This window comes from Acinetobacter sp. YH12069 (assembly GCF_013419675.1).
GTDB lineage: Bacteria > Pseudomonadota > Gammaproteobacteria > Pseudomonadales > Moraxellaceae > Acinetobacter > Acinetobacter amyesii.
Genome location: NZ_VOZS01000002.1, coordinates 265,498 through 289,156, shown reverse-complemented (window position 1 = coordinate 289,156; position 23,659 = coordinate 265,498). Strand labels below are relative to the sequence as shown.

At 41.9% G+C, this 23,659-nt stretch carries 23 protein-coding genes; 17 read left to right on the top strand and 6 right to left on the bottom strand.

What is annotated here, in order from left to right:
• Positions 1-29 precede the first annotated feature (29 nt).
• Together FTU16_RS01545 and FTU16_RS01540 are read left to right on the top strand one after the other, a co-directional pair.
• Entirely contained in the window at positions 30-1,136 is a 1,107-nt protein-coding gene (locus FTU16_RS01545; RefSeq protein WP_180021429.1) for a YjgN family protein, read from the top strand.
• Between the two features lie 14 nt (positions 1,137-1,150).
• Positions 1,151-2,212, top strand: coding sequence for a M48 family metallopeptidase (locus FTU16_RS01540; RefSeq protein WP_180008548.1), 1,062 nt, complete (start codon positions 1,151-1,153; stop codon positions 2,210-2,212).
• Positions 2,213-2,243: 31 nt separating this feature from the next.
• Here FTU16_RS01540 and FTU16_RS01535 read toward each other — a convergent pair whose 3' ends face one another.
• A complete protein-coding gene (locus tag FTU16_RS01535; RefSeq protein WP_180008546.1) occupies positions 2,244-2,540 on the bottom strand; it encodes a DUF2218 domain-containing protein in 297 nt (98 codons plus the stop codon).
• A 606-nt stretch (positions 2,541-3,146) separates the two neighbouring features.
• On the opposite strand from FTU16_RS01535, the gene rpe reads away from it, so the two are divergent.
• From rpe to FTU16_RS01490, 9 genes are all read left to right on the top strand, one after another.
• Positions 3,147-3,833 (top strand): ribulose-phosphate 3-epimerase, encoded by a 687-nt coding sequence (rpe, locus tag FTU16_RS01530; RefSeq protein ID WP_078192356.1) that lies wholly within the window; start codon positions 3,147-3,149, stop codon positions 3,831-3,833.
• A 612-nt stretch (positions 3,834-4,445) separates the two neighbouring features.
• Positions 4,446-4,961 (top strand): hypothetical protein, encoded by a 516-nt coding sequence (locus tag FTU16_RS01525; protein WP_180162542.1) that lies wholly within the window; start codon positions 4,446-4,448, stop codon positions 4,959-4,961.
• Positions 4,962-5,007: 46 nt separating this feature from the next.
• Positions 5,008-7,005, top strand: a complete 1,998-nt coding sequence (locus tag FTU16_RS01520) for a multicopper oxidase domain-containing protein (protein WP_180162541.1) — start codon at positions 5,008-5,010, stop codon at positions 7,003-7,005.
• Positions 6,992-7,918 (top strand): copper resistance protein B, encoded by a 927-nt coding sequence (locus FTU16_RS01515; protein ID WP_180162540.1) that lies wholly within the window; start codon positions 6,992-6,994, stop codon positions 7,916-7,918. The genes FTU16_RS01520 and FTU16_RS01515 overlap by 14 nt, the downstream gene beginning before the upstream one ends.
• Before the next feature lie 300 nt (positions 7,919-8,218).
• Positions 8,219-8,536 (top strand): multidrug efflux SMR transporter, encoded by a 318-nt coding sequence (locus FTU16_RS01510; protein WP_180162539.1) that lies wholly within the window; start codon positions 8,219-8,221, stop codon positions 8,534-8,536.
• Between the two features lie 55 nt (positions 8,537-8,591).
• Positions 8,592-8,909: a quaternary ammonium compound efflux SMR transporter SugE gene (gene sugE / locus FTU16_RS01505; RefSeq protein WP_078191206.1), complete on the top strand. Its 318-nt coding sequence runs from the start codon at positions 8,592-8,594 to the stop codon at positions 8,907-8,909.
• A 37-nt stretch (positions 8,910-8,946) separates the two neighbouring features.
• Positions 8,947-9,429 (top strand): methylated-DNA--[protein]-cysteine S-methyltransferase, encoded by a 483-nt coding sequence (locus FTU16_RS01500; protein ID WP_180162538.1) that lies wholly within the window; start codon positions 8,947-8,949, stop codon positions 9,427-9,429.
• A gap of 382 nt (positions 9,430-9,811) precedes the next feature.
• Entirely contained in the window at positions 9,812-10,465 is a 654-nt protein-coding gene (locus tag FTU16_RS01495) for a nuclease-related domain-containing protein (RefSeq protein WP_180162537.1), read from the top strand.
• A 62-nt stretch (positions 10,466-10,527) separates the two neighbouring features.
• Positions 10,528-10,896: an SseB family protein gene (locus tag FTU16_RS01490; protein ID WP_180162536.1), complete on the top strand. Its 369-nt coding sequence runs from the start codon at positions 10,528-10,530 to the stop codon at positions 10,894-10,896.
• Positions 10,897-10,988: 92 nt separating this feature from the next.
• Here the strand turns inward: FTU16_RS01490 and FTU16_RS01485 are convergent, their stop codons facing one another.
• Positions 10,989-11,921: a tRNA-dihydrouridine synthase gene (locus FTU16_RS01485; protein ID WP_180162535.1), complete on the bottom strand. Its 933-nt coding sequence runs from the start codon at positions 11,919-11,921 to the stop codon at positions 10,989-10,991.
• Positions 11,922-12,370: 449 nt separating this feature from the next.
• Between FTU16_RS01485 and FTU16_RS01480 the strand changes: the two genes are divergently transcribed.
• The gene (locus tag FTU16_RS01480) at positions 12,371-12,580 is read left to right on the top strand and encodes a cold-shock protein (RefSeq protein WP_067761877.1); all 210 of its coding nucleotides are present in this window, start codon (positions 12,371-12,373) and stop codon (positions 12,578-12,580) included.
• 152 nt (positions 12,581-12,732) lie between these two features.
• Here the strand turns inward: FTU16_RS01480 and FTU16_RS01475 are convergent, their stop codons facing one another.
• The gene (locus tag FTU16_RS01475; RefSeq protein ID WP_180059810.1) at positions 12,733-13,542 is read right to left on the bottom strand and encodes an inner membrane protein YpjD; all 810 of its coding nucleotides are present in this window, start codon (positions 13,540-13,542) and stop codon (positions 12,733-12,735) included.
• A 138-nt stretch (positions 13,543-13,680) separates the two neighbouring features.
• Here FTU16_RS01475 and ffh point away from each other — a divergent pair, with 138 nt between their 5' ends.
• Entirely contained in the window at positions 13,681-15,084 is a 1,404-nt protein-coding gene (gene ffh, locus FTU16_RS01470) for a signal recognition particle protein (RefSeq protein ID WP_078191163.1), read from the top strand.
• A 283-nt stretch (positions 15,085-15,367) separates the two neighbouring features.
• Entirely contained in the window at positions 15,368-15,961 is a 594-nt protein-coding gene (locus tag FTU16_RS01465) for an alpha/beta hydrolase (protein ID WP_168378521.1), read from the top strand.
• 143 nt (positions 15,962-16,104) lie between these two features.
• Here FTU16_RS01465 and FTU16_RS01460 read toward each other — a convergent pair whose 3' ends face one another.
• The 3 genes from FTU16_RS01460 to FTU16_RS01450 all read right to left on the bottom strand — a co-directional run bounded on the left by FTU16_RS01460 (position 16,105) and on the right by FTU16_RS01450 (position 18,514).
• Entirely contained in the window at positions 16,105-16,782 is a 678-nt protein-coding gene (locus FTU16_RS01460) for a hypothetical protein (RefSeq protein WP_168378522.1), read from the bottom strand.
• Between the two features lie 225 nt (positions 16,783-17,007).
• Positions 17,008-17,736 carry a type III pantothenate kinase gene (locus FTU16_RS01455; protein WP_168378523.1) on the bottom strand — a complete coding sequence of 243 codons (729 nt, stop codon included), beginning with the start codon at positions 17,734-17,736 and terminating at the stop codon, positions 17,008-17,010.
• A gap of 22 nt (positions 17,737-17,758) precedes the next feature.
• On the bottom strand, positions 17,759-18,514 hold the full coding sequence (locus tag FTU16_RS01450) for a biotin--[acetyl-CoA-carboxylase] ligase (protein ID WP_180089172.1): 756 nt from the start codon (positions 18,512-18,514) through the stop codon (positions 17,759-17,761).
• Between the two features lie 29 nt (positions 18,515-18,543).
• Here FTU16_RS01450 and FTU16_RS01445 point away from each other — a divergent pair, with 29 nt between their 5' ends.
• The 3 genes from FTU16_RS01445 (at position 18,544) to smc (ending at position 23,659) form a co-directional block, all read left to right on the top strand.
• Positions 18,544-19,356: a sulfite exporter TauE/SafE family protein gene (locus FTU16_RS01445; RefSeq protein ID WP_180089173.1), complete on the top strand. Its 813-nt coding sequence runs from the start codon at positions 18,544-18,546 to the stop codon at positions 19,354-19,356.
• A 147-nt stretch (positions 19,357-19,503) separates the two neighbouring features.
• Positions 19,504-20,199, top strand: coding sequence for a GntR family transcriptional regulator (locus FTU16_RS01440; protein ID WP_180021411.1), 696 nt, complete (start codon positions 19,504-19,506; stop codon positions 20,197-20,199).
• A gap of 10 nt (positions 20,200-20,209) precedes the next feature.
• Positions 20,210-23,659, top strand: coding sequence for a chromosome segregation protein SMC (smc, locus tag FTU16_RS01435; RefSeq protein ID WP_180162534.1), 3,450 nt, complete (start codon positions 20,210-20,212; stop codon positions 23,657-23,659).

The window sequence follows — 23,659 nt, the reverse complement described above, 5'->3', positions numbered from 1 at the left end:
CATACCAAAAAAAATAATTTAGGGTACTTATGCAAAATTCACAAATGGAAACGCCGCTTCCGCCAGAGCTGCCCGTGATGAATCCACCGAGTCTATTTGGTGAGACAGAACAGGCTGATGTTTTGGGAAGAAATTATCATTTTAGGTTTAAAGGTAATGCGTCTGAATATTTCGGTATTTGGATTGTGAATATCTTACTGACGATTGTCACGCTTGGACTTTATGCGCCTTGGGCAAAGGTCCGCCGTTTACGGTATTTTTACGGTAATACTTGGGTGTTTCAGCGTTGTTTTGACTTTACCGGTTTGCCTACAAAAATTTTAGTCGGGCGAATCATTGCGCTAGTGGTCTATGGTGGTTTCTCTTTTGCTATAAATTATTCTTGGGAAGCTTTCTTAGCGGGCTTTGTCCTAATCTTCTTTGCGGTTCCTTGGCTCATTCGATCTACGATTCGCTTCCGTGCCCGTAACAGTAAGTTTAGTAATAGCCGATTCTTTTTTTCTGGGACGAATAAAAGCGCGTATTGGTGTTTTGTCAAATGTCTTGCGGTGGTTGTCTTTACCCTTGGATTGTTTACACCAGTTGCGGTCTGGCTATATAAACGTGAATGTCTGAATCATTTGTATCTGGGGCAGTTGAAATTTAATCTGAATAATACGTGGGGCGATTATATGCGTGCCATGTATGTGCCTTTATTTCTGTTTATGGGCTTTGGTGCATTGCTGGCAGTAATCTTTGCAATACTGTTTGGTAGTTCAGATGGTTTAAATGACGCATCTTATGTCTTCATTATTTTTGGTATGTATTTGATTGGCTATATGTTTATTTGGCCACTCACAGCTGCACGTATTTTTATTACCACTTGGAATAACACCACGTTGAGCCGCAGTCAGTTTCATACGGACTGTAATCAATGGCGCTATGCATGGATTGTCTTGAGTAATTGGTTGGCTAAAGTGATTAGCCTCGGTTTACTGACACCATGGGCAGTTGTGCGACTATATAAATATCAGACGGAATCTTTGCATTTAATGTTGGTCGATGATCCAGACCAATTACAAAATCAAATGCAGCAAGATCACAATGCAATTGCTGAAGAATTATCCGATATTTTTGACCTAGATATTTCCTTATAACACAGGTGAATTACATGAAAACATCAGTAGTGAATGCAACCTATTATGATGGGAAAGTGTCAAAACCCTTTGTTGCTCAAATCAGCGCAGATGGGGAACATGCCGTGATTGTGCGTTATGGTCAAGACCTAGAACAAACGCAGCATTACACCTATCAAGATATGACGCTGATTGGAGCGTTAGGTGATATTCAGCCAGTGATCGAGTTAAAGGACGATGCTCGTTTAGAGTTTCATCAACCCTTGCCGGAGTGGTTTAATCTCGACGTAAAGTCGCGTTTGCATTCGATTTGGAAGTTAGAGCGTTCACCTTCTCTAATCATTTTTAGTGTGATTTTCGTGGTGGCGTTTGCTTTTGTATTGATTAAATGGGGCATACCTGCGGCGTCACATGTGGTGGCCAACCAACTTCCTGAGACAGCTTTAAAGAGTTGGGGGGATCAGGCGGAAAAATATATTATCGATATGACTGAACCCACAAAATTACCACAAGCAAGGCAAGACAAACTGAAACAAGAATATCAACAATTGGTGGCTGAAAATCGACCTGCGAAGTTGTTATTCCGTGGTGGTGGTAGCATCGGTGCAAATGCATTGGCGATACCCAATAACACCATTATCGTGACAGATGAGTTGGTTAAACTAGCGAAAAATGATTATGAGCTCATAGGTGTGCTTGCACATGAGCAGGGGCATTTAGTCCAACGCCATAGTTTGCAGCAAAGTTTGTCAGGTTTAGGCATCAGTATTATTTTGTTGATGATAACAGGGGATGGCTCTGACATTCTCACCAGTTTGCCGGTGGCTGCGGTGGGTGCGAGTTACTCACGAGACTTTGAATCTGAAGCAGATTTATATGCCTTAAAACAACTTTCAAAACATCAAATTCCAACGGCACATTTTGCAAACTTCTTACAACGTATGGAAGATGAAGCTGACGGTGAAATAGCAAAAGAGAAAGGTGCAAAGGATGAAACTGCCAAAGATCAGAGATCTTGGACAGATTTCTTTGAGTCACATCCAGCGACGAAAGCCCGTATTGATGCAGTTAGAAATTATCAATCACATCAGCATTGAGTGAAAGGCTTTGACAATATGGCGACGTAGACTACGGTTCGCGTTGCCATGTTGCACTGAGTTCTTCTTGTCCCATGCGGATCAAATGATCTAAAACCACATGTTCCAATTGATCTAGATTTGCACTTGGATCTTGGGCTGAAATTACTACATCTAAAAAAGCAGCTTGTGGTAAAAGACTGACCTCTGCAGAGGGTAGTTGAATCTTGAATGCAGTATTTTCTCCAATGAGCTGTTCATTGACTTCAAATTTATGTTTCCAATGATTGACTAGGCGTTTAGCAACACGCGCTGCTTGGGCGGTGGTGATTTGTGTTGAACTTTTCATAAATGCAATTTTATTATTAAGCCGTCAGTCCTTTAACTTAGCAAAGTACATAGATGCTCGTTAAGTCTAAATATGCAACGCTGTGTTTCTATCCCTGAGATCTTTATCCATATTAATCACTGATGTTACGCACGCAAAAAATAATTTTGCATTTTTAAAATGATATTTAAGTCAATTCGACGGAGTCTTACATCTAGGGCTTAAATAAAGGGATTAGCCTTCGGCTGGAGGTACTCTTACGAAACGATGTTTCTCATTAGGCAAAATGAGATGCGAAGCTTCGCAAGGAAACCATCTTGCGGAGCAATGCTCCTCACCGCAAAACTCGCTCTCTAGCGTCTATTTATTTAGAGTATTGCAAAAAAAAAATTTGATGAGAAGTCGTGCTATCTCAAACAAATGCGGATGACGTTACCGCGTATCGTTTTTTTATTTGAATCAAATTTCGCTTCTGATATTACTGCGTAACATCAGTTAATCCTAGGTTTTTTTATTATAGAGATCTCAATCATCAGTATCGAAAAAACGACTGAGGGCGTGGGCAGCGAATAGGGGGACAATTTGCTATAATGCGTCAATCACTCCCTTTTCAAAGCTAGGTTTTTCATGTCCAAGCCATTCTTAATCGCACCTTCAATTTTGTCAGCAGACTTTGCGCGCTTAGGTGAAGAAGTTGAAAACGTTCTAGAAGCCGGTGCAGATGTTGTTCATTTCGATGTCATGGATAATCATTATGTACCGAACTTAACTTTTGGTGCGGGCGTTTGTAAGGCATTGAAAAAATACGGCATTAAGGCGCCAATTGATGTGCATCTAATGGTTTCACCGGTAGACCGTATGATTGGTGATTTCTTGGAAGCTGGCGCAGATATCATCACTTTCCACCCAGAAGCGACTGACCATATTGACCGCTCTTTACAGTTAATCAAATCTGGTGGTGCGCAAGCGGGCTTGGTATTTAACCCTGCGACACCTCTGCATTATTTAGACTATGTTTTAGATAAAGTTGACCAAGTCTTGTTGATGAGTGTGAACCCTGGTTTTGGCGGTCAAAAGTTCATTCCAATGACTTTGGAAAAGCTGCGTCAAGCACGAAAAATTATTGATGCTTCAGGTCGTGATATTCGCTTAGAAGTGGATGGTGGTGTTACTCCAGCCAATATTCGTGACATTGCTGAAGCCGGTGCAGACATGTTTGTTGCAGGTTCAGCGATTTTTGGTAAGCCTGATTATAAAGCTGTGATTGATGACATGCGTTCTGAGTTGGCAAAAGTGCATGCTCAAGAGGCTTAAGCCTTTGGGTATAAGTTATTCATGGCTTGTGGATAACTATATGGATAACCGTATGGATATCTGTGTAGATAACTATATGGATAACTTGAATAAATTATAAACGATTGTGCATCAATGGTTTAATAATTAGACGTATTAAGTATAAAAAGGACTCAATTGAGTCCTTTTTTTATGGGGAAAAGTGTTTGAAATACTGTATGTTTATTAATCTGTGGTAAATAATTAATCAGTTTAAAAAATAACTTTTATGTTTTAACAGGACGTTATGCGCTGATTTTTATGACAGCGCAATAAATTTAAAACTGTTGTGAATAACTGCACAATTAATTATGCTGTTAGCAACAATTGAGATAAGCTGCGACTGGCAAAACACATCATCGATCGCACTAGATAGTGCTTTTAGATATTTCTGAAAGTATCGTTCATGATGGATAAATCGGTCGAGCTGCATGTCATGTTGATACGAATGTCATGTAATTGCATTTGAATCGTAAATAACATCATCGTGGTGTTTCGCGGATTTCAGCTGAGCTGATCGCGTGATGTTTCTAAAGATGTGTTAATAGGGACATGTTGTCACAGTGCATCATTGGGTTGAATTAGGATACTAAATTGTTCAATTTTTTGCGTAAGCATCTTGGCTTTGCTTGGCTCATGGCGTTTGTCATGGGGTGGAGCAGTGTGGTCAGTGCACAGCAAAATTTTCAACATCAACAAATGATGACTACGAATGCCCATCAGGCATCAGTTCATGCAGCACATACTGATCCTTCACATTCAAATATGGCAAATTGCCATCAAAATCAGCGGCAAGCTGCTCCTGAGCATGCAGCACATCATGGTAAGCAGACGACACCTGAAGTCATTTCAATGATGGATTGTCATCAATCTTTAGATGCGACACCTGCACTGCAAGATGGTCAGGTGCATCATTCAACAACACAAAGTACAGACTGTCAGGACTGTACACTCGCACATTGCCAAATCAGTACCTCTTATGTCGATAGCGCCTTGGTCGCATTGCAGACCTTCCATGTGCATCACTATGCAGAACCTCCTCGTTTCATTTTTGCTGGACAGCATTTAAAAGGCTTTTGGCAAGAAATTCTAAGACCTCCGCAAGCTTAACCTGAGTATTAAATACGTTTTTTCGTTATTTTATAAAGGTTAAGTCATGTCTAATTTATTTAAATCAGGCCTCGTGTTCGGGGTATGTCTGCTGTCACCAACGTGGGCGTTTGCAGCCATTAAAGAATATCATCTGAATATTGATGAAAAGACCATCAATTTGACTGGTAAAGCGGTCAAGAAAATCAGCGTCAATGGTCAGTTTCCAGCACCATTACTGGAGTTTGAAGAAGGCGATGATGCGGTCATCCATGTGCATAATCAGCTCAAAAAACAAAATACCTCAGTGCATTGGCATGGTCTATTGCTGCCCGGTTTAATGGATGGTGTACCCGGCTTTAATGGTTTCAATGAAATTCAGCCTGACGGTAGCTTTACTTACAAATTTAAAGTCCGTCAAAGCGGAACCTATTGGTACCACGCTCATTCCAAAGGCCAAGAACAAGACGGATTGTATGGCGCTTTGGTAATTTATCCGAAAGGTAAACAAGCACTTGCCGTACATGAACAGACGCAACGTGATTATGTGGTCATGCTGTCGGATTTTCATGAATCATCTAGCGCTCAGATCATGGCAAATTTGAAAAAGTCTGCCGAATACTATCAAAATCAACGTGAAACAGTTTCAGATGTATGGACGCAAATTAAACGAACGGGCTTAAAAAACACTTGGCAAGATCGTTCGATGTGGAATCAGATGCGTATGCTGAAAACGGATTTGTCTGATGTCACGGGTTATACGTTTTTAGTGAATGGCAAAACACCACAGCAGAACTGGACGGGGATGTTTAAGCCCAATGAAAAAGTCAGACTTCGTTTTGTAAATGCTGCGGCTATGTCGTTTTTTGATGTGCGCATTCCTCAGCTCAAAATGACGGTGGTCAGTGCAGACGGCCAAGCGGTCAAACCAGTCGATGTTGATGAATTCCGCATTGGTGCTGCGGAAACCTATGATGTGATCGTAGAGCCTAAGTCTGCGCATTATCAGATTGAAGCTGAATCGATTGATCGGACAGGATTTGCGATTGGCACTTTACATGATGAAACACAGCCTCAGCACTCAGGCATTCGTATGCCAAAAGCACGACCACGCGCTTTGTTGACCATGGAAGATATGGGCCATGGTTCAATGTCAGGTATGGATCATAGCAATATGGGACATACTACTACAGGCTCAACCCAAACTTCAGCAATCCAGCAAGCGAATGCTCATGAGCACAACGCACATACTGTCAATCCGTCAAATATTCAGCTGAATCAAGCACATGATCATGCCGCTATGGGACATGACATGGACCATTCCCCAGTGACTGCACATATTGCTATGCAACATCCAGACATTCATAAACAGAACATGTCAGATACGGCGCATGCCAATATGGATCATAGTGTGATGGATCATTCATCAATGAACCACTCTTCAATGAACCACTCTTCAATGGATTCATCCATGAAACATGATACGCATGCAGCGATGGATCATGCACAGTCTAAAGAGGAGACGCGTGCAGTTGAAAATTCAGCAATGGTTATGGGTTGGGCCAATGCTTCTACTCCTGTCGGTGATAAGGCACTGCAATATAGTGACTTAAAAGCATTAACCCCGCAGCCTGATACACGTGAACCGACGCAAGATTTGGTCATTCATTTGGGTGGAACAATGGAACGCTATATGTGGACCATGAATGGCAAAAAATTTAGCGAAGCCGAACCACTACAAGTGAAATATGGTGAGCGAATTCGCCTGAAATTTGTCAATGACAGCATGATGGCGCATCCGATGCATTTACATGGCATGTTTATGCAATTGGAAAATGGGCAAATGTCTTCTGAAATGCCAAATAAACATACGGTGATTGTGCCGCCAGGGAAAACAGTGACGGCTCTGTTAACGGCCAATGAATTAGGGGAGTGGGCGATTCATTGTCACTTGCTGTATCACATGTCTGCAGGGATGATGAATAAACTTGTGGTCGCAAATGTCGCAGAGAATACGAAAACGGCATCTGCACCGCAAAAGGAGGTGTCTCATGCACATCATTAAACCATGCACATATACGGTTCTAAGTTTAGCTTTGGCATCGGTCACTCAAATGACCATGGCGCAAGATGCAAATCACAGCATGCCGATGTCAGCTCAACATGAGTCGCATTCCTCACTTGATTCGTCGCATCAAGAGATGCAAACAGGGATTGAATCGAGCCAGATAGAACATGCAGAACATGCAGAACATGCAGAACATGCAAATGCATCATCTATTGCGTCACGTACTACTTCTGCGCAGCATCCTGTTGATCATAAGCGTGAACATGGTGGACAGATTTATCAAGCGACTGAGATCGACAATCGATGGCTCAATAATGCCGATGGTCGTGGACGTTTAAAGACCGAAATTGAGAGTCGAATCGGGACCGATGAAAATAAGCTCTTCATCAAACTACATGCCGATAAAGCCGAATCTCAAGATGCAGATTATGCGGCTCAAGTGATGTATAGCCGTATGATCTCCGACTTTTGGGATGCGCAAATTGGCGCACGTTATCGGGTCGATGAACATCAAGTGACGGACAAAGAACAGTTAGATGCTGTGGTGGGTTTGCATGGTCTGGCACCTTATTTCTTTGAAACCGATGCTTATTTATATCTTGGTGCAGATAAACAGGTCAGTTTTTCTTTAGAAACCGAACGTGATCTGCTGCTGACGCAAAAATTGATTTTAAAACCGTATCTGAACCTAGATGTGGTGCTGAGTGATGATTCTGCCTATGCACAAAAAACAGGACTCAGTTCTGTATGGCTAGGGCTAGAAACACGCTATGAAATCAATAAAAAGCTGATGCCCTTTATTGATGTTGCTTACAGCTATGAAAAAGGAAATCAGCATACGGCATGGCAAGCTGAAAATGGAAGTGAAAAGCAATGGTGGTATGGCGCAGGTGTACGTCTGAAGTTCTAATCGGCGAATAGACCAAATAAAGAGGGCATCATCAACAGGTTTTGGTGATGCCTTTTTTATTTCTGAATCTGTCCTTTGAACAGACATGCTATGTTTTGGCGCAAATCATCTGCACTAGAGTTTTACTCAACTGAATAACGCCCTGAATTTGGTCAAAAAATGTAAAGACTGCACTAAAAGTCAGCATATTTGCTATACTGAGACAATATTCGGAGGAACGACCTCCCTTACATCTTTGTTCAAAGCCAGTAAGAAAAATCGTCAGGACGACCTGACTCTACTAATATGGAGGAAGGCATCATGGCCTGGGTTGTTCTGGTATTCGCTGGTATTTTTGAAATCGTTTGGGCCTATTCGATGAAGCTCTCAGAAGGCTTTACAAAACTTGGCCCAAGTTTAGTCACTTTATTTTTTATGATCCTGAGCTTTGGTTTATTGGCCTATGCCATGAAAACGTTGCCTCTAGGAACGGCTTATACCATTTGGACTGGAATCGGCGCGATTGGCTCTTTCCTCGTGGGGGTGTTTATACTCGGTGAGCCTGCAACTGCTATGCGGATGTTAACCACAGTACTGATCATTTCTGGTCTAATCTTGATGAAATTATCTTCAAGTTAATATGTTTTAAAGCACAGCGGTCATTGACCTCTGTGCTTTTTTTATGGGTAAAAATATGGCTTGGGTTTTATTAATTGTAGCGGGATTGCTTGAGGTGGTTTGGGCCTATTGTATGAAAGTCTCTGAAGGCTTTAGCAAACTGACGCCAAGTATTTTGACCATCGTTTTCATGATCGCAAGTTTCGCTTTATTGTCTTATGCAATGAAATCCTTACCGCTGGGTACAGCCTATACGGTGTGGACAGGCATCGGTGCAGTGGGTTCATTTATCCTCGGCATCGTTGTATTGGGTGAGCCTGCCAATGCCATGCGCATGCTAGCTGCAGTACTGATTATTTCAGGACTGGTCTTGATGAAATTATCGTCCTCCTGAATAATGAAGTGCTGCGCTTTTGAGCTTGGAGTATCTCATGCAACTTTCTTATCAGTTTTTAGATTCACCCGTTGGACAATTAAAACTTGTTGCACATGAAACCGCATTGGTGGCTGTCCTTTGGGAAAATGAAAATCCAAATCGTGTGCGATTGGCGGCTTTGGTTGAAGATCTGAAACATCCGATTTTGCTTAAAACTGCACAGCAATTAAATGAATATTTTGCAGGTAAAAGACAGCAATTTGACCTGCCGCTTGACTTTGAAGGTACTGCATTTCAGCAACAAGTTTGGCAAGCTTTACTGACGATTCCTTTTGGAGAAACTCGCAGCTATAAACAAATTGCAGAGCAGATCGGCAATGTCAAAGCCGTACGTGCTGTCGGTGCAGCCAATGGTAAAAATCCAATTTCAATTATTGCACCCTGTCATCGTGTCGTGGGCGCAAATGGAAAATTAGTGGGTTTTGCGGGCGGTCTAGAAAATAAAGAAATATTGTTAAAAATTGATAAATTACAATAAAATAGAAAATATACTTATTTAATTGATGTTACGCAGTAACATCAAAGCACAATTCGCTTCAAAGAAAGAATGATACGCGTTAACGTCATCCGCAAGTGTTTGAGACAGGATGCCGCATAATCAAAAATGTTTTTGCGATGCTTTGAATAATTTGACGGTGGTGAACGAGTTTTGCGGTGAGGAGCATTGCTCCGCAAGATGGTTTCCTTGCGAAGCTTCGCTTCTCATTTTGCCGAAACAAAAGTACCTCCAGCCGAAGGCTAATCCCTTTATTTAAACCCTAGATGTAAGACTCCGGCGAATAGGCTTAAAAATCATTTTAAAAATGCGAAATTACTTTTATGTGGGTAACATCAGTAATTTAAAGTAATGAATCAAATCAATGAATCTTTCTCAAATTTTTGCCCCCCTCATTTCGACGTTTTGGTGGCTAATTCCATTGTTACTGATTGTGGGGGCAATCAAAGCATTTAAACCTTATTTAAAGGGGAAAATGGGGGAGTTTGCTGTCGCCGTTCATGTCAAACTTTATTTGAAAGACCATTATATATTGTTAAATGATTTGACCTTACCAGATGGCGAGGGAGCTACGACACAAATTGATCATCTTCTGTTAGGCCCATTTGGTGTGTTTGTGATTGAAACTAAAAACTATAAGGGCTGGATTTTTGGGAGTGAGAGACAAAAACAATGGACGCAAAAGATTTATAAAAAAAGTTTTAAATTTCAAAATCCAATTCACCAAAATTATAAACATATGAAAGTGTTAGAACAGGTGTTGAGCGATATTGTGGATAAAGACAATATGCATTCTGTGATTGTTTTTATGCCTGAAGCGGTGTTTAAAACAGAGATGCCGTCGAATGTTTTTCGGGGTACAGCTTGGGGGGACTATGTTCAAACTTTTCAGCAACCCGTGCTCTCTGAAATGAAACTTAAACGAATTCAGTTGCGTTTAGAAAAAGAAATTTTAGAAAAATCGTGGAAAACAAATCGACAGCATGTTGAAGATTTAAATCAACGGCATAATTCATAAACTTCCTGTATGCTGTGGATTGTGAACAGTATCTGACTGATAAAAATAGACGGACAATAACAATGAACGACACGCTTCAACATCTTTATGAATCGACTTTAGATCATCCTGAGCAATACCAAGACTTTTATCAGAAACTTTTAGCTAGCCAAGTGTATTGTTTGGGTGAGCGTGATGCTGAGCAGCATCTGCATTTTCAATTGATGGAAACGGAGCAGGGCGAGCAAGCCATTCCATTCTTTCTGAGTCTTGAGATGCTACAACAGGATGTTGGTGCAGATGCAGAGTTTGTCATGATCAGTGCTGAAAAATTATTTGCGATTACCAAAGGCGCAAGCTTGGTGATGAACCCGACTTCGGAACATCCTAAAGAGTTCTTGGCAGATGAGATCGACGCAATTTTAGAGTTTGCCAAACAACAAAGCCTTTGAACACTGTAGGTATAATCAAAGGCTCTGCGGCTACGCTTAGATAGGTGTTTTCACACTTTTTCGTTTTCATATTGGGCGATGTGCTTTAAAACTTACATACCGGCTTTGAGTTTTTGCACGATTTCATCAAGTGGTTTGACACGTTTTACTTCATCCCAAAGGACTTTGGCTTCTGGATAGTGCTTAGACATCATGCCGAGCCATTGTTTATAACGACCGACCATATTCATTTCTTTTTTATACGTGCCATTTAAGAAACGAATTTGTAATCCAAGTAGTTCATGCCATGTAATCAGCGGTTCATCCGTATTACGACGGATACACTGTGTAATGTCAGGAGTGGTCACCGCAGCACGACCAATCATTAGGTCTTCACAACCAGATTCGAGTTGGCACTGTTTGGCATCGGCATTATTCCAAATTTCACCGTTGGCAATCACATTGATTTTCAATGCTTCACGAATGGGTTGCAACTGATCCCAAAAGGCAGGCGGGGTATAACCATCGGCTTTGGTTCGCGCATGGACTGTAACCCATGCAGCTCCGGCATCTTCGATGGCATGCGCATTTTCCATAGTGAAGTTACGGTCCATATAGCCCAAACGCATTTTTGCCGATACAGGAATATGACTCGGAACAGCATCACGCACAGCTTTGACTAACTCATACACCACTTCAGGTTCATCTAGCAGAACTGAACCACCACGGTGGCGGTTGACGGTTTTTGCAGGACAACCAAAGTTCATATCAATCGCAGGGGCACCAAGTTCTACCGCGCGTACAGCATTTGCCGCGAGCATAGTGGGATTGTTACCTAAGAACTGCACATGAACCGGTGTTCCTGCTGCAGTTTTGCCTTCATTGTTTAGTTCAGGACAATAGCTATGATAAATATGATCGGGCAGGACAGAGTCCGTGACACGGACAAACTCGGTTACACACCAGTCAAAACTCCCCACATGCGTCAACACATCTCGCATAATTGGATCGGTTAAGCCTTCCATCGGCGCAAGAACAAGTTTCACGGTCACACAGCCAAAAATTGAAAAACGGAGTTATACGTGGTTTTGAAAGGGATGTCTAGGTTTTGTGCTTATGGTGACGCGGAATACGAAATGACAAGATTTTATGTAACTATTTGGTGAAATTAGGACCAAAGTCGTAAAGTATTGACTGACATAAAACTTAAACAATAAAATGAGTAAATACAGATGGATAGTAATAATAAGAAGATGGCTTTTACTGTTGTTTTTTAATGGAATCAACAACATATACTGTGCTTGAATCTTTTAAGATTTCATGTATGATGGCTGCAACTAGAAAAAAAGTATTGTTTCGTAAATTTTCTTTAAGTATCGCAGTGTTAGTCATAATCCTTCGTTTTTTACAGAAATGAAGTTCAATTCTTTATTATTTTCCAAGTTATAGTCAGTCATCATCCAATGGCTAAATCAACAAATTAATAGGTATTATTATGTCTAATACAGTTACTGGTACAGTTAAATGGTTCAACGAAACTAAAGGTTTCGGTTTTATTGCACAAGACAACGGTCCTGACGTTTTTGCTCACTTCAGCGAAATCACTGGTTCTGGCTTCAAAACTTTGCAAGAAGGCCAAAAGGTTTCTTTCAGCATCGCTCAAGGTCAAAAAGGCCCGAATGCTGTAAACATCGTTGCTCTATAATTTAGACGTAATGAAAAAAAAGCGCTGTACAGCGCTTTTTTTATGCCTGTTATTTCTGTGTGAATAATCAAGCTATAAAAAAAAGAGAGCCTTAGCTCCCTTCGTAATAAAACTTACTTCTTTATAAAACTTAAAATCGTTTCATCGTCGACTTAGCGGCCTAAAACCATTTCTAAAATAAACTTAGAACCAATAAAGCCGACTGCCAAGAGACAAAAACCAATGATGGTAAAGCGAATGGCTTTTTGACCACGCCAGCCGAATCGATAATGCCCAATGAGCAAGGCACCATAGACGAACCATGAAATGATGCTAAAGGCAGTTTTATGCGCCAAATGCTGTGCAAAGAAGTTATCGATGGTGAAGAAACCAAACCCAAGTGCCACGGTCAGTAGTGCAAAACCAGCAATCAATAAGTCAAATAGTAAAGATTCCATGGCTTGGAAGGATGGAAGAAGGCTCACCCATACACGTTTTTTCTGTTTGTTTTTCAGTTCACGGTCTTGTAAACGCAAAATAACCGCTTGAATAGTTGCCATCAGCAGGACGGCATACGCGGAAAGTGACAAGATGATATGGATGTCTAAACCCAGTGAATGTTGTTCTATAAATTGATTTTGTCGACTAAATGCAAAGCCTAAAATCAACCCCGTCGCTGCCACAGGAATACCCAACAGGTTCATTGCCAGCACAGGTCGATAGGTACTAAATAACACACTGAGCAATAGCATGAGACCTGAAGTAAATGACATCAGGTTGAACACGTCATAGTTCACACCCATAGGCGTCAACATTTCGTTATATAAAACACCTGCATGCAATAACATGCCTAAACCAAGTACAACACCAATAAACCAATGGTTCGGCGCACGTTTAGACATTAAATGGCTGAATAAATACCAAAAAGACGTGGTATAAGCGATTAATGCTAGGATCGTGTAAACCAAGGGGAGACTGATCATGTCAAACCTTTTTCAGGATGTTGAATATTCATTTATATAAATTCTGCAAGAACTAAAGTATCCTATAGCATTCTATGCATAAATTTTCTATTTTAAGAAACAATTTTTTGCTCATGGCTATTTTAAGCGGATTTTGCAATGTTTGATACCTTAACAGAACGACTCACGCAGAGTTTAAGAAATGTTACTGGCTCAGGGCAGCTAACCGAAGACAATATTAAAGATACGTTACGCGAAGTACGTATGGCACTTCTTGAAGCCGATGTTGCGTTACCTGTAACTCGTGAATTCATCGCGAAAGTTAAGGAAGAAGCATTGGGCCAAGAAGTGATGACTCAGTTATCACCGGGGCAGGCTTTCGTCAAAATCGTTCATGACGAATTGACCAAAATGATGGGTGAGGCGAATGAAAGCCTAGACCTAGCGGCAAAACCACCAGTTGTTGTGCTTCTTGCAGGTTTACAAGGTGCGGGTAAAACAACCACTGCGGCAAAACTTGCACGTTTCTTACAAGAACGTCAAAAGAAAAAAGTAGCAATGGTGTCTGCCGACGTTTATCGTCCAGCAGCGATTAAACAGCTACAAACAGTTGCGGGTGAAGTTGGCGCGATTTTCTTTGAATCTAGCGCAGACGAAAAACCGATTACCATCGCAAATCGTGCGATTGAGCAAGCAAAAATTCAATTTGCTGATGTCTTGATTGTCGATACAGCAGGTCGTTTACATGTAGACGACGAAATGATGGATGAAATTAAAGAGCTTCATGCAGCGATTAAGCCGACTGAAACATTGTTCGTGGTTGATGCCATGACCGGTCAGGATGCGGCGAATACGGCAAAAGCCTTTAATGATGCCTTGCCTTTGACGGGTGTGATCCTGACAAAAACGGATGGTGATGCACGTGGTGGTGCAGCACTTTCTGTTCGTGCTATTACTGGCAAGCCGATTAAATTCTTGGGTATGGGTGAAAAACTCGATGCCCTAGAGCCATTCCATCCTGAACGTATCGCACAGCGTATTTTGGGTATGGGTGACGTACTTTCTTTGGTCGAAGAAGTTGAACGTAAAATCGACAAAGAAAAAGCCGAAAAAATGGCGAAAAAACTGCAAAAAGGCGGTAGCTTCAACTTTGAAGATATGCTGATGCAGTTTGAACAAATGAACAAAATGGGCGGCATGATGGGCTTCCTGGATAAACTTCCAGGCATGAGCAACTCAGGGATTCAAGATGCAATTGCACAAGCAAATCCTGAAAAGCAAGTGAAGAAAATGGAAGCGATTATTCAATCGATGACCATTAAAGAACGTCGTAACCCAGACTTGATGAATCCAAGCCGTAAAAAACGTATTGCAGCAGGCTGTGGTATGGATGTTGCGGAAGTGAATAAACTCATTAAGCAACATGCGCAAATGGCGAAAATGATGAAGAAGTTTGCCAACCCAACAGGTATGGCAAAAATGATGAAATCATTGGGCAATATGCAAAAACAATTTGGCGGCGGTGGCATGGGTCCATTGTTCGGCAGTAAAGATCCGAAGTAATTTGGACTTAAAAAAAGGCGCATTCAGCGCCTTTTTTTATGGCTGAAATTTAACGAGACTGTACGCTCAAGCAAAGTGATCGAGTGCATTTGATAGCAAGTACTGGATGAGGGAATCTGGCTATACGAGCCGATAGATACCGAACTGAGCTAAATCATTACAAAAAGATGCCAAATTGACATTGAGAGCGTGTAGGTGGCAGGTTTAAAACAGAGGTGAAAATTTGCCGAACTGCAAATTGAAAGCTTCACTAAAAATAATCACCTAGAATAAGAATCAAATCATGAATACACCGCATACGCCAGAAAGCCAAAAGATCTATATTGTTCATGGTCATGATACTTCGCCGAATGATCATTGGTTTCCTTGGTTAGGACGAAAGCTGCAAGAAGCAGGACATTATTCTCGACGCATCGTTATGGCAAATGCAGCACAACCTGATTTTGACCATTGGCAGAAATTTCTAGCGTTGCAAATGCCTGATTTGGATGAAAATACCATTGTGATTGCCCATGGTTTGGGGTGCTTAACTACGCTGCATTATCTCAATCAATATTTTGAACAGCATGGCACACGGATTAAAGCGGGCGTTTTTGTGTCAGGTTTTAAAAGTAGTTTACCGACACAACCTGAATTAACCGCATTTATTCAACGTGCAAAAATGGATAGCGGTGTTTTACAGACCTATATGCCGATTTGTATCAGCTTGATTTCATCCAATGATCCTATCGTGCCGCCACCGGTTGCGATCCAATTGGGCAATTTTATAAATGCACAAATTTATGAAGTGAAAGAAGCCGGGCATTTCACAGCAAAAGATGGCTTTTCTGAGATTCCACAACTGTGGCACGTGTTAGAGCCAATTTTAACGGCTTAGATAGGTTTTGTGCGCGTGTTTAATAGATCGCGTGTTTTGTAGATAAGGTAATAGTGAAAACTAAAATTGATCATGCAATAGGTGCAATTGAAGATAAAAAAAGGCGCAATCTGCGCCTTTTGTTTGTTCGATTTGTTGATAGATCAGTCGAGTTCTAAAGCAACACGTTCACGAATGTCGTCAATGTTGTCATTGGCTTCGCGACCATCTTCCTGCCATGCTTTATAAGCACCAACATATTCACCATCGGTATCGACGACATATTCAGCCGCAATTTTTCCTGAGGCATACCATAAGCGATAGGCATCATTGCCATTTTCATCGACTTTATACGCTGCGCCACGTTGTCCTGTTGGATAAAACTCTTCGCCGTGGATGCTCACGCCATCTTGGTTCACAAAGGTTGATTCTACTTTGCCGTTTTTGCGATAAAGCGTTACTGGGCCTTCAATGTCACTGCCACTGAAACTAAATAGTTTCATCGGATCTTTGACCCAAGCAGGTGAGGATTGAGGGGTTTTGGTTTCTTGGTAAAAATCTTGGACTAAAAAATCACCTGTCGCATTACGACCTAAAAGTACACGGTAATAGCCGTCTTTGACTGGAGTCATGTAATAGCTTGAGTCAATATATGATACGCAGCCGCAGTAATCAGGATTATCTTCATCTCCAAAATAGCCCAAAACTGCTTCAGAGGTGCTGAGCTGTGATTTGATTTCGGCAGGGATTTTAGAGTTGGCTAGATTTTGTGTCGTGGTACAACCGCCGAAGAATAATGTAGAGGCGAGCAGGCTTAAACCCAGTAAATTTTTAAATTTCATATCTATACTCTTCGTCTTATATTCTATCTTGAAAGACATTTTTAAATTATAAAGTTGCTGATGTATCTGTCGATCATCGCAGGCTATTGTAATTCCTTGGACGAAAAAAGGTCATGAATCGCGATACAATTTGTAACCACGCTTATATGAAATGACCATCAATAAAAAAGCGTGATCACCATTGGTCATCACGCTTTCACAGTTTGCTATCAAAAAATGGCTAAATTACACGCCATTTACATAACTTTGTAGGCCTCGAAGCAGCAAATCTGCTTCGACAGCTGGCTGATATTGTTCTAAATAGCGTGCAAATAGCGCAGCATCGCCACCGGTTAAAATCAACTGACTTGGATATTTGTCGAGAACCTTTTCAATGGTGCTGACCAAGCTGAGCAAGATGCCATGATGAACAGCGTCTATGGTGTTTTTACCAGGAGACAGCTCATCAAAGGTGGCATCTGGAATTTTAATGCCTTTGGTGTTTTGGATGAGCGAATCACGTTGCAAATACAAATTTGGCAAAATATAGCCGCCTAAATGTTGTAAGCCATCCGTTAAGTCAATGGTGAGTGCCGTGCCACAGCTAATGACACAGTATTTTTGTGTAGGGTCTTTGACCACAGCCAGCATTTGCAGCCAACGGTCGATCCCGAATTTACTGGTGTCTTCATATGCACAGCGTAAACCCGCATATTCGGCATGTACTTTGGCAATAGTGACAGGAACGGCTAAAAATTTAAGAATTTTTTGAATCCGATCATTATTTTTTTTGTCGAGTACCGAAGATATCCCCACCTGATCTAAGTCCAAACTTTTAAAGTGTTGGATCAAACCGAGAAGTAGTTCGGCAGGCGACTGTAAATGCAGTTCCGCAGCATGCTCTATGATTTGATCGTATTCGGTAATCCAGTATTTCAGCCGTGTATTACCGACATCGAGCCATAATTTTTTCATCAGTAGGCCTTTGCAATCCTGTTTATGATTGATCTGCTAAACGTAAGCGACCTTGGAAATGATTTTCTAAGCGCTGCGAAGTTTGGATGTTGATCGAACCATCATTTTCAATACCGAGAAAGCGGCCTTGGCTTTTGCCTCGCAGATGTTCAAGCTCAACGGGCTGTTGCATAAATGCAGCATAATGGTTGAATCGTGCAGCGAGGTTATAGCAGTTATGATCGAACCATTCACCTGCAAGTTGAATCGCTGCATAGAGTTCAGCGATTAACTGTAAACGGTTTGGCGAGTGAAGTCCGAGTTCAGATAACGAGGTTGCACGTTGCTCAATTCCTGTGGATGGAATCGGAAATAAGTTCATGCCCACGCCGACAATCGCTTGATGTGGCGAAATTGGTTCAATCAAAATCCCGCCCCATTTGCCTTGTGGGCTATATAGGTCATTGGGCCATTTCACTTCTAATGCGAGATTTTGCAAACTTGGCATTTGCAAGATATTTAAGGCAATTTCGAGTGCAAGCCGTCCATCTATCGCTGTCTGTAAATTCAGCAATGTGCTTAAATAGATATTACCAACGGGTGAGACCCATTGATGATCGCGTTGCCCACGCCCCTGAGTTTGCTCTTCACTGCATACCAAAACATGTTGAATGCCTTTTTTGGCAATCTCACGGACATCGTCATTGGTCGATGTAGTAATGGGCTTCAGTAATAAAACTTCAGGCGGTTGAGGTACTGTGCTCAGCAATTGCTGTAAGTGTCTGGTCTCTAAATCCATTTGAATCTGAGAGTTGTGGAATAATATTGATGGAGTTAATCATATATTTACTGATTGGTGCAATCGCTGGTTTTGCTGCGGGGCTATTTGGTGTGGGCGGTGGCCTGATTATTGTACCGATTTTATTCATCGTCTTTACCCAACTTCAGTATGATCCCAGTGTGATTATGCACATGGCGGTGGGCACATCTTTAGCCACGATTATTGTGACTTCACTTAGCTCGGTTTCGGCGCATCATAAAAAAGGTGCCGTGCTGTGGAATGTCTTTCGGAATTTGGCACCGGGTTTGGTGATCGGTTCATTTCTCGGTGCAGGCATTGCAGATTATTTATCAGGGCAGGGTTTGCAACTGTTAATTGGCTTTTTTGCGGTCTGGGTGGCCTTTAAAATGTTTCGCGGTGCAGCGACACCAGTCGATCCGAATAAACATTTACCCTCACAAACCATGCAAATGGCAGCAGGCGGTGGTATTGGGGTTGCTTCTGCGATCTTCGGTATTGGTGGTGGTAGCTTAACCGTCCCGTATTTGAATAAAAACGGCGTCATTATGCAAAAAGCGGTCGCGACATCTGCTGCATGTGGTTTACCGATTGCGATTGCTGGGGCCCTCGGCTTTATGTGGTTTGGTCATCAAGCCGATATCGTGGTTCCCAATACCATTGGTTATATCCATATTTATGCATTTATCGGGATTAGTGTAATGAGCTTCATCACTGCGAAATTGGGTGCGAAAGTGGCTCATATGTTGTCGCCATTTATGCTAAAGCGTTGTTTTGCATGTCTATTAACAACAGTCGGCTGCTATTTTATTTACCAAGGTGTGCAAGCCTTTGGCGCATGATTGTCCGTTTTGACTGAAAAAATTGGCTTTGTTGACACAAGATTGTCAGACAATGTCATGTTCAATTAGGTTGCTTATCGTTTCTAATGCAAATAGATTGAGTGTAAATCTGAACATTGCATCTTATAAAAAAAAGATAGGAACAGTATGCAACAACAAGAAGCGGACAGTTTGTCAGAACAAATTGCCAAACACATCGGTGAACAAATCATTCGCGGTGAGTTGGTCGAAGGCGAGCGTATTCAGGAACTCAGAATTGCGGCCGAATTGGATGTGAGCCGTGGCTCTGTTCGTGAAGCTTTATTGATTTTAGAACGGACCCAGCTCATTGAAATCTACCCGCGACGTGGCGCCTTAGTCTCTGAAATGTCGGCTTTACAAGTGCGCTCATTATTTGATATTGCAGCATTATTGTTGGGTCAAATTGTGCATCGTATGGCGGAAACGTGGCGCAGCCATGAAGCTGAGCGTATTCAGTTATTACTTGAACAATTAGACGTGGAAACTCGCCAAGGCAATACCGAAAAGTTTTATGATCTGATTTTTCAGGGCATGGCTCGTCAGCATGAAATGGTGGGAAATACCTACCTGATGCGTTATTACCAAGAATTGTTGCCATCACTCAGACGTAGTTATTTCCTGACACTGAATATTTCACGACGTGAAATACAAGAATCTTTTGATTTGTTCAAATTGGTGACTGATGCAGTTTTAATCAGAAAATCACATCAAGCCACTTTATTTATGGAAGATTTTTGTCGACACTTACGCAACCTTGTGTTGGAATCACTAACACGGATGAAACAAATCGAATTAGCGTGGGCGAGACGTTCACGCCGCTGATCAGGACATTATGCGTTTAAGCAGTTTAAAACTTTCCGGCTTCAAATCTTTTGCCGATAGCACAACTCTAAAATTTGAAGGCAACCGTAGTGCGGTTGTTGGACCGAACGGCTGTGGTAAATCCAATGTGATTGATGCCATTCGTTGGGTTATGGGTGAATCCAGTGCCCGTCAATTGCGTGGTGGCACCATGCAAGATGTTATTTTTACCGGAACGGCAAAGCGTAAACCAGTCGGAATGGCGAGTGTTGAACTGCGTTTTGATAACACCTATGGCAAGTTAGGTGGTGCTTATAATGCCTATACTGAACTGGCAGTTCGCCGTCAGGTCAATCGTGATGGTAAATCCGAATATTTCCTCAACGGCACCAAATGCCGCCGTCGTGATATTACTGATATTTTCTTAGGTACCGGTTTAGGTCCGCGTTCGTATGCGATTATTGAACAGGGCATGATCAACCGTTTGGTCGATGCCAAACCTGAAGAAATGCGTGTGTATATTGAAGAAGCCGCTGGGGTTTCTCGCTATCAAGCTCGTCGTCGTGAAACTTTACAGCATCTAGAACACACCACTCAAAATTTAGAACGTCTCGAAGACATTGCATCAGAACTGAAGTCTCAGTTGAAAACCTTAAAGCGTCAGTCTGAAACGGCGGTGCAATATAAAGAATTAGAAACCCAAATTCGTACTATTAAGATCGAAGTGCTGTCTTTCCAATGTGAACAAAGCACGCGTTTACAGCAAGAATACACGCTTCAGATGAATGAGCTCGGGGAAACCTTCAAACTGGTGCGTTCTGAGCTGAATACTCTAGAGCATGACTTATCTTCCACCAGTGCTTTATTTCAACGGCTTATTCAACAGTCCACCCCATTACAAAGTGAATGGCAACAGGCGGAAAAGAAACTGTCTGAGTTGAAAATGACGCTGGAGCAAAAGCAGGGTTTATTTGCACAAAATTCGGCAAGTTTGGTGGAGCTTGAAAAGCAAAAAGCCCAAACCAAAGAACGTTTACAGCTATTAGAGTTACAACTGGAAACGCTGCAAGAACAGCAAGATGGATTTGTTGAGCAGTTACAGCGCCAAGAAAGCAGTAGTCAAGATCAGACTCAACAATTAGCCGATTTAAAAGCTCAGCATCAACAAGCGGTTCAACAATTTGAACAATGCCGTGGGCAAGTCGAAAAGCAGCAACAGCAAAAGCTACAGATGTTGGCGCAGAGTGAACAATTGACCAAAAATATTGGTCGTATTGAGCAACAACGTGAGACCCTGCAACAGCAAAGAGGTCAAATTCAGCATCAGGCGCAGCAAGATGAGTTGGAGCAGTATCAGCAAGATAAGCAACAGCTCGAACAACAAATTACGCAACAAGAGCAGGTGATTGCCGAAACGCAGACACAGCTTGCAGCTGCACAAGAACAGCAGGCACAGCACAAAAATACGGTGCTGCAGTTAAAGTCAGAAATACAGGTGCTGTTGTCCGAGCAGAAAAACCTAAATCAATTGATGATTAAAGCCAGTCCAAAGCAGCAAAGCCAGCGTCAACATTTAATGCAGCAGTTGCAGTTGAGCACGCAAGGTAAACAGCATGCGCAACTGGTCGAGAAATTTTTGTCTAAATGGCTGAGTGCTCAAGTTTTAGGACACAGTGATAATTTTCAAGACAGTATTGCACGTCAGGTCAAAGGCAGTAACCACACCGCAGCACAAATCGTTGGATTAGATGCTTTGGCGACGTGGATTGAAGCACCACAACTTTCGATCTGGCAGCAGGTCGCGATTGCTGAAACATTGACGGTGGCATTGAGTCATCAGGCTAAACTGGCTGCTGGTCAGTCGATACTCACGCTCGATGGTTATCATGTCGGTGCAGATTGGGTGATTGGTCTGGACTATGATGAGGACAGCCAAGCAGGGCAAGGTGCATTGAGCCACCGTATTCGTTTGGATGAATTGACTGAATTACTTGCAGGGCAGCAGCCAAAGCTGACAAAACTAGAAGGGCAATTGCCTGAGTTGCAAAATGTCGTACAGGCTTTACAGCAAAATCTACAACAGCAACATAGCCAATTAAAAACTTGGCAAAAAGATATTCAAAATGCTGATGTTGCGATTGCGAAGGTACAAAGTTCCAATCAGGCTTTTGCATTACAAAAGCAGCAGTTACAAGATCAATTGCAGCAACTTGAAGCACAGCTTGAAGAAGATGCCATGCAAAAAGATGATTTGGAAATAGATCTGCATGCGCTGACGATGAAGCTTGAGCAAGCCTTGCCCAATTATAAAACCTTGCAATTCCAAGTTGAGGAATTGAGTCTAGCGCTGGAAAGTGCTCAGCAAGTGGCATTACACAGTCAGCAAGAATTGGAAATCGTGCGTCGTCAGTCTGTACAGACGAAACAACAGATTGAATTATTAGAAAAAGACACGGTCTTTTTGAAAGCGCAAACTCAGCAAATTATTGGACAGATGGAGCAGGCAAAGAAATTTGTCGATCCGGTACAGTTAGAATTGCCTGCGCTTGAGTCACAGTATTCAGAGCAGGCTCAAGTCACTGAACGTTTACAAAAAACTTGGAATGACTGGCAGCTTGAACTGAATAACGTGCAGAGCAAACAACAGACATTGACGGAACAACGCCATTCACATCAACAGCAAGATGAAAAATTGCGTACGCAATTGGAAGAAAAGCGTTTGGCTTGGCAATCCGCGCAGTCTGATTTGCAGCATTATTCTGAACAGCTGAAAGAAATGAACAGCGAAATGCTGACAGGTTTAAGCATTGATGTGGTATCCCATCAGCAAAAACTAGAAAAAGCACAGCAGCAGTTTGATAAATTGGGTGCAGTCAACTTGGCTGCGGCAGAAGAATATATTGAAGTTTCTAAACGCTTTGATGATTTAAGCCACCAAATTGATGACTTGCAAAAGACCGTTGAACAACTGCAAGCCGCGATGAAAAGCATTGATCAGGAAACGCGAAAGCTGTTTATGACCACCTTTGATAAGGTCAATGCAGAGCTTCAAGCGTTATTTCCGAAAGTATTTAATGGTGGTGAAGCAAGTTTAAGCCTTGAAGATGGTTGGCAATCGGGTGTAAAACTGATGGCACGACCACCGGGTAAACGAAACAGCTCTTTGGCATTATTGTCAGGTGGTGAAAAGGCACTGACCGCATTGGCTTTGGTTTTTGCGATTTTCCGCCTAAATCCTGCACCATTTTGCGTTTTAGACGAAGTCGATGCACCTTTAGACGATGCAAATGTAGGAAGATTTTGTAATCTTGTAAAAGAGCTTTCAGAACAAGTGCAATTTATCTACATTACACACAATAAACTGGCTATGACAATGGCAACTGACTTACTTGGTGTGACCATGCCAGAACCAGGAACTTCAAAATTAGTGACTGTGAATATAGAGCAAGCCAAAGAATACGGTTTAGCTGCGGAGGCATAA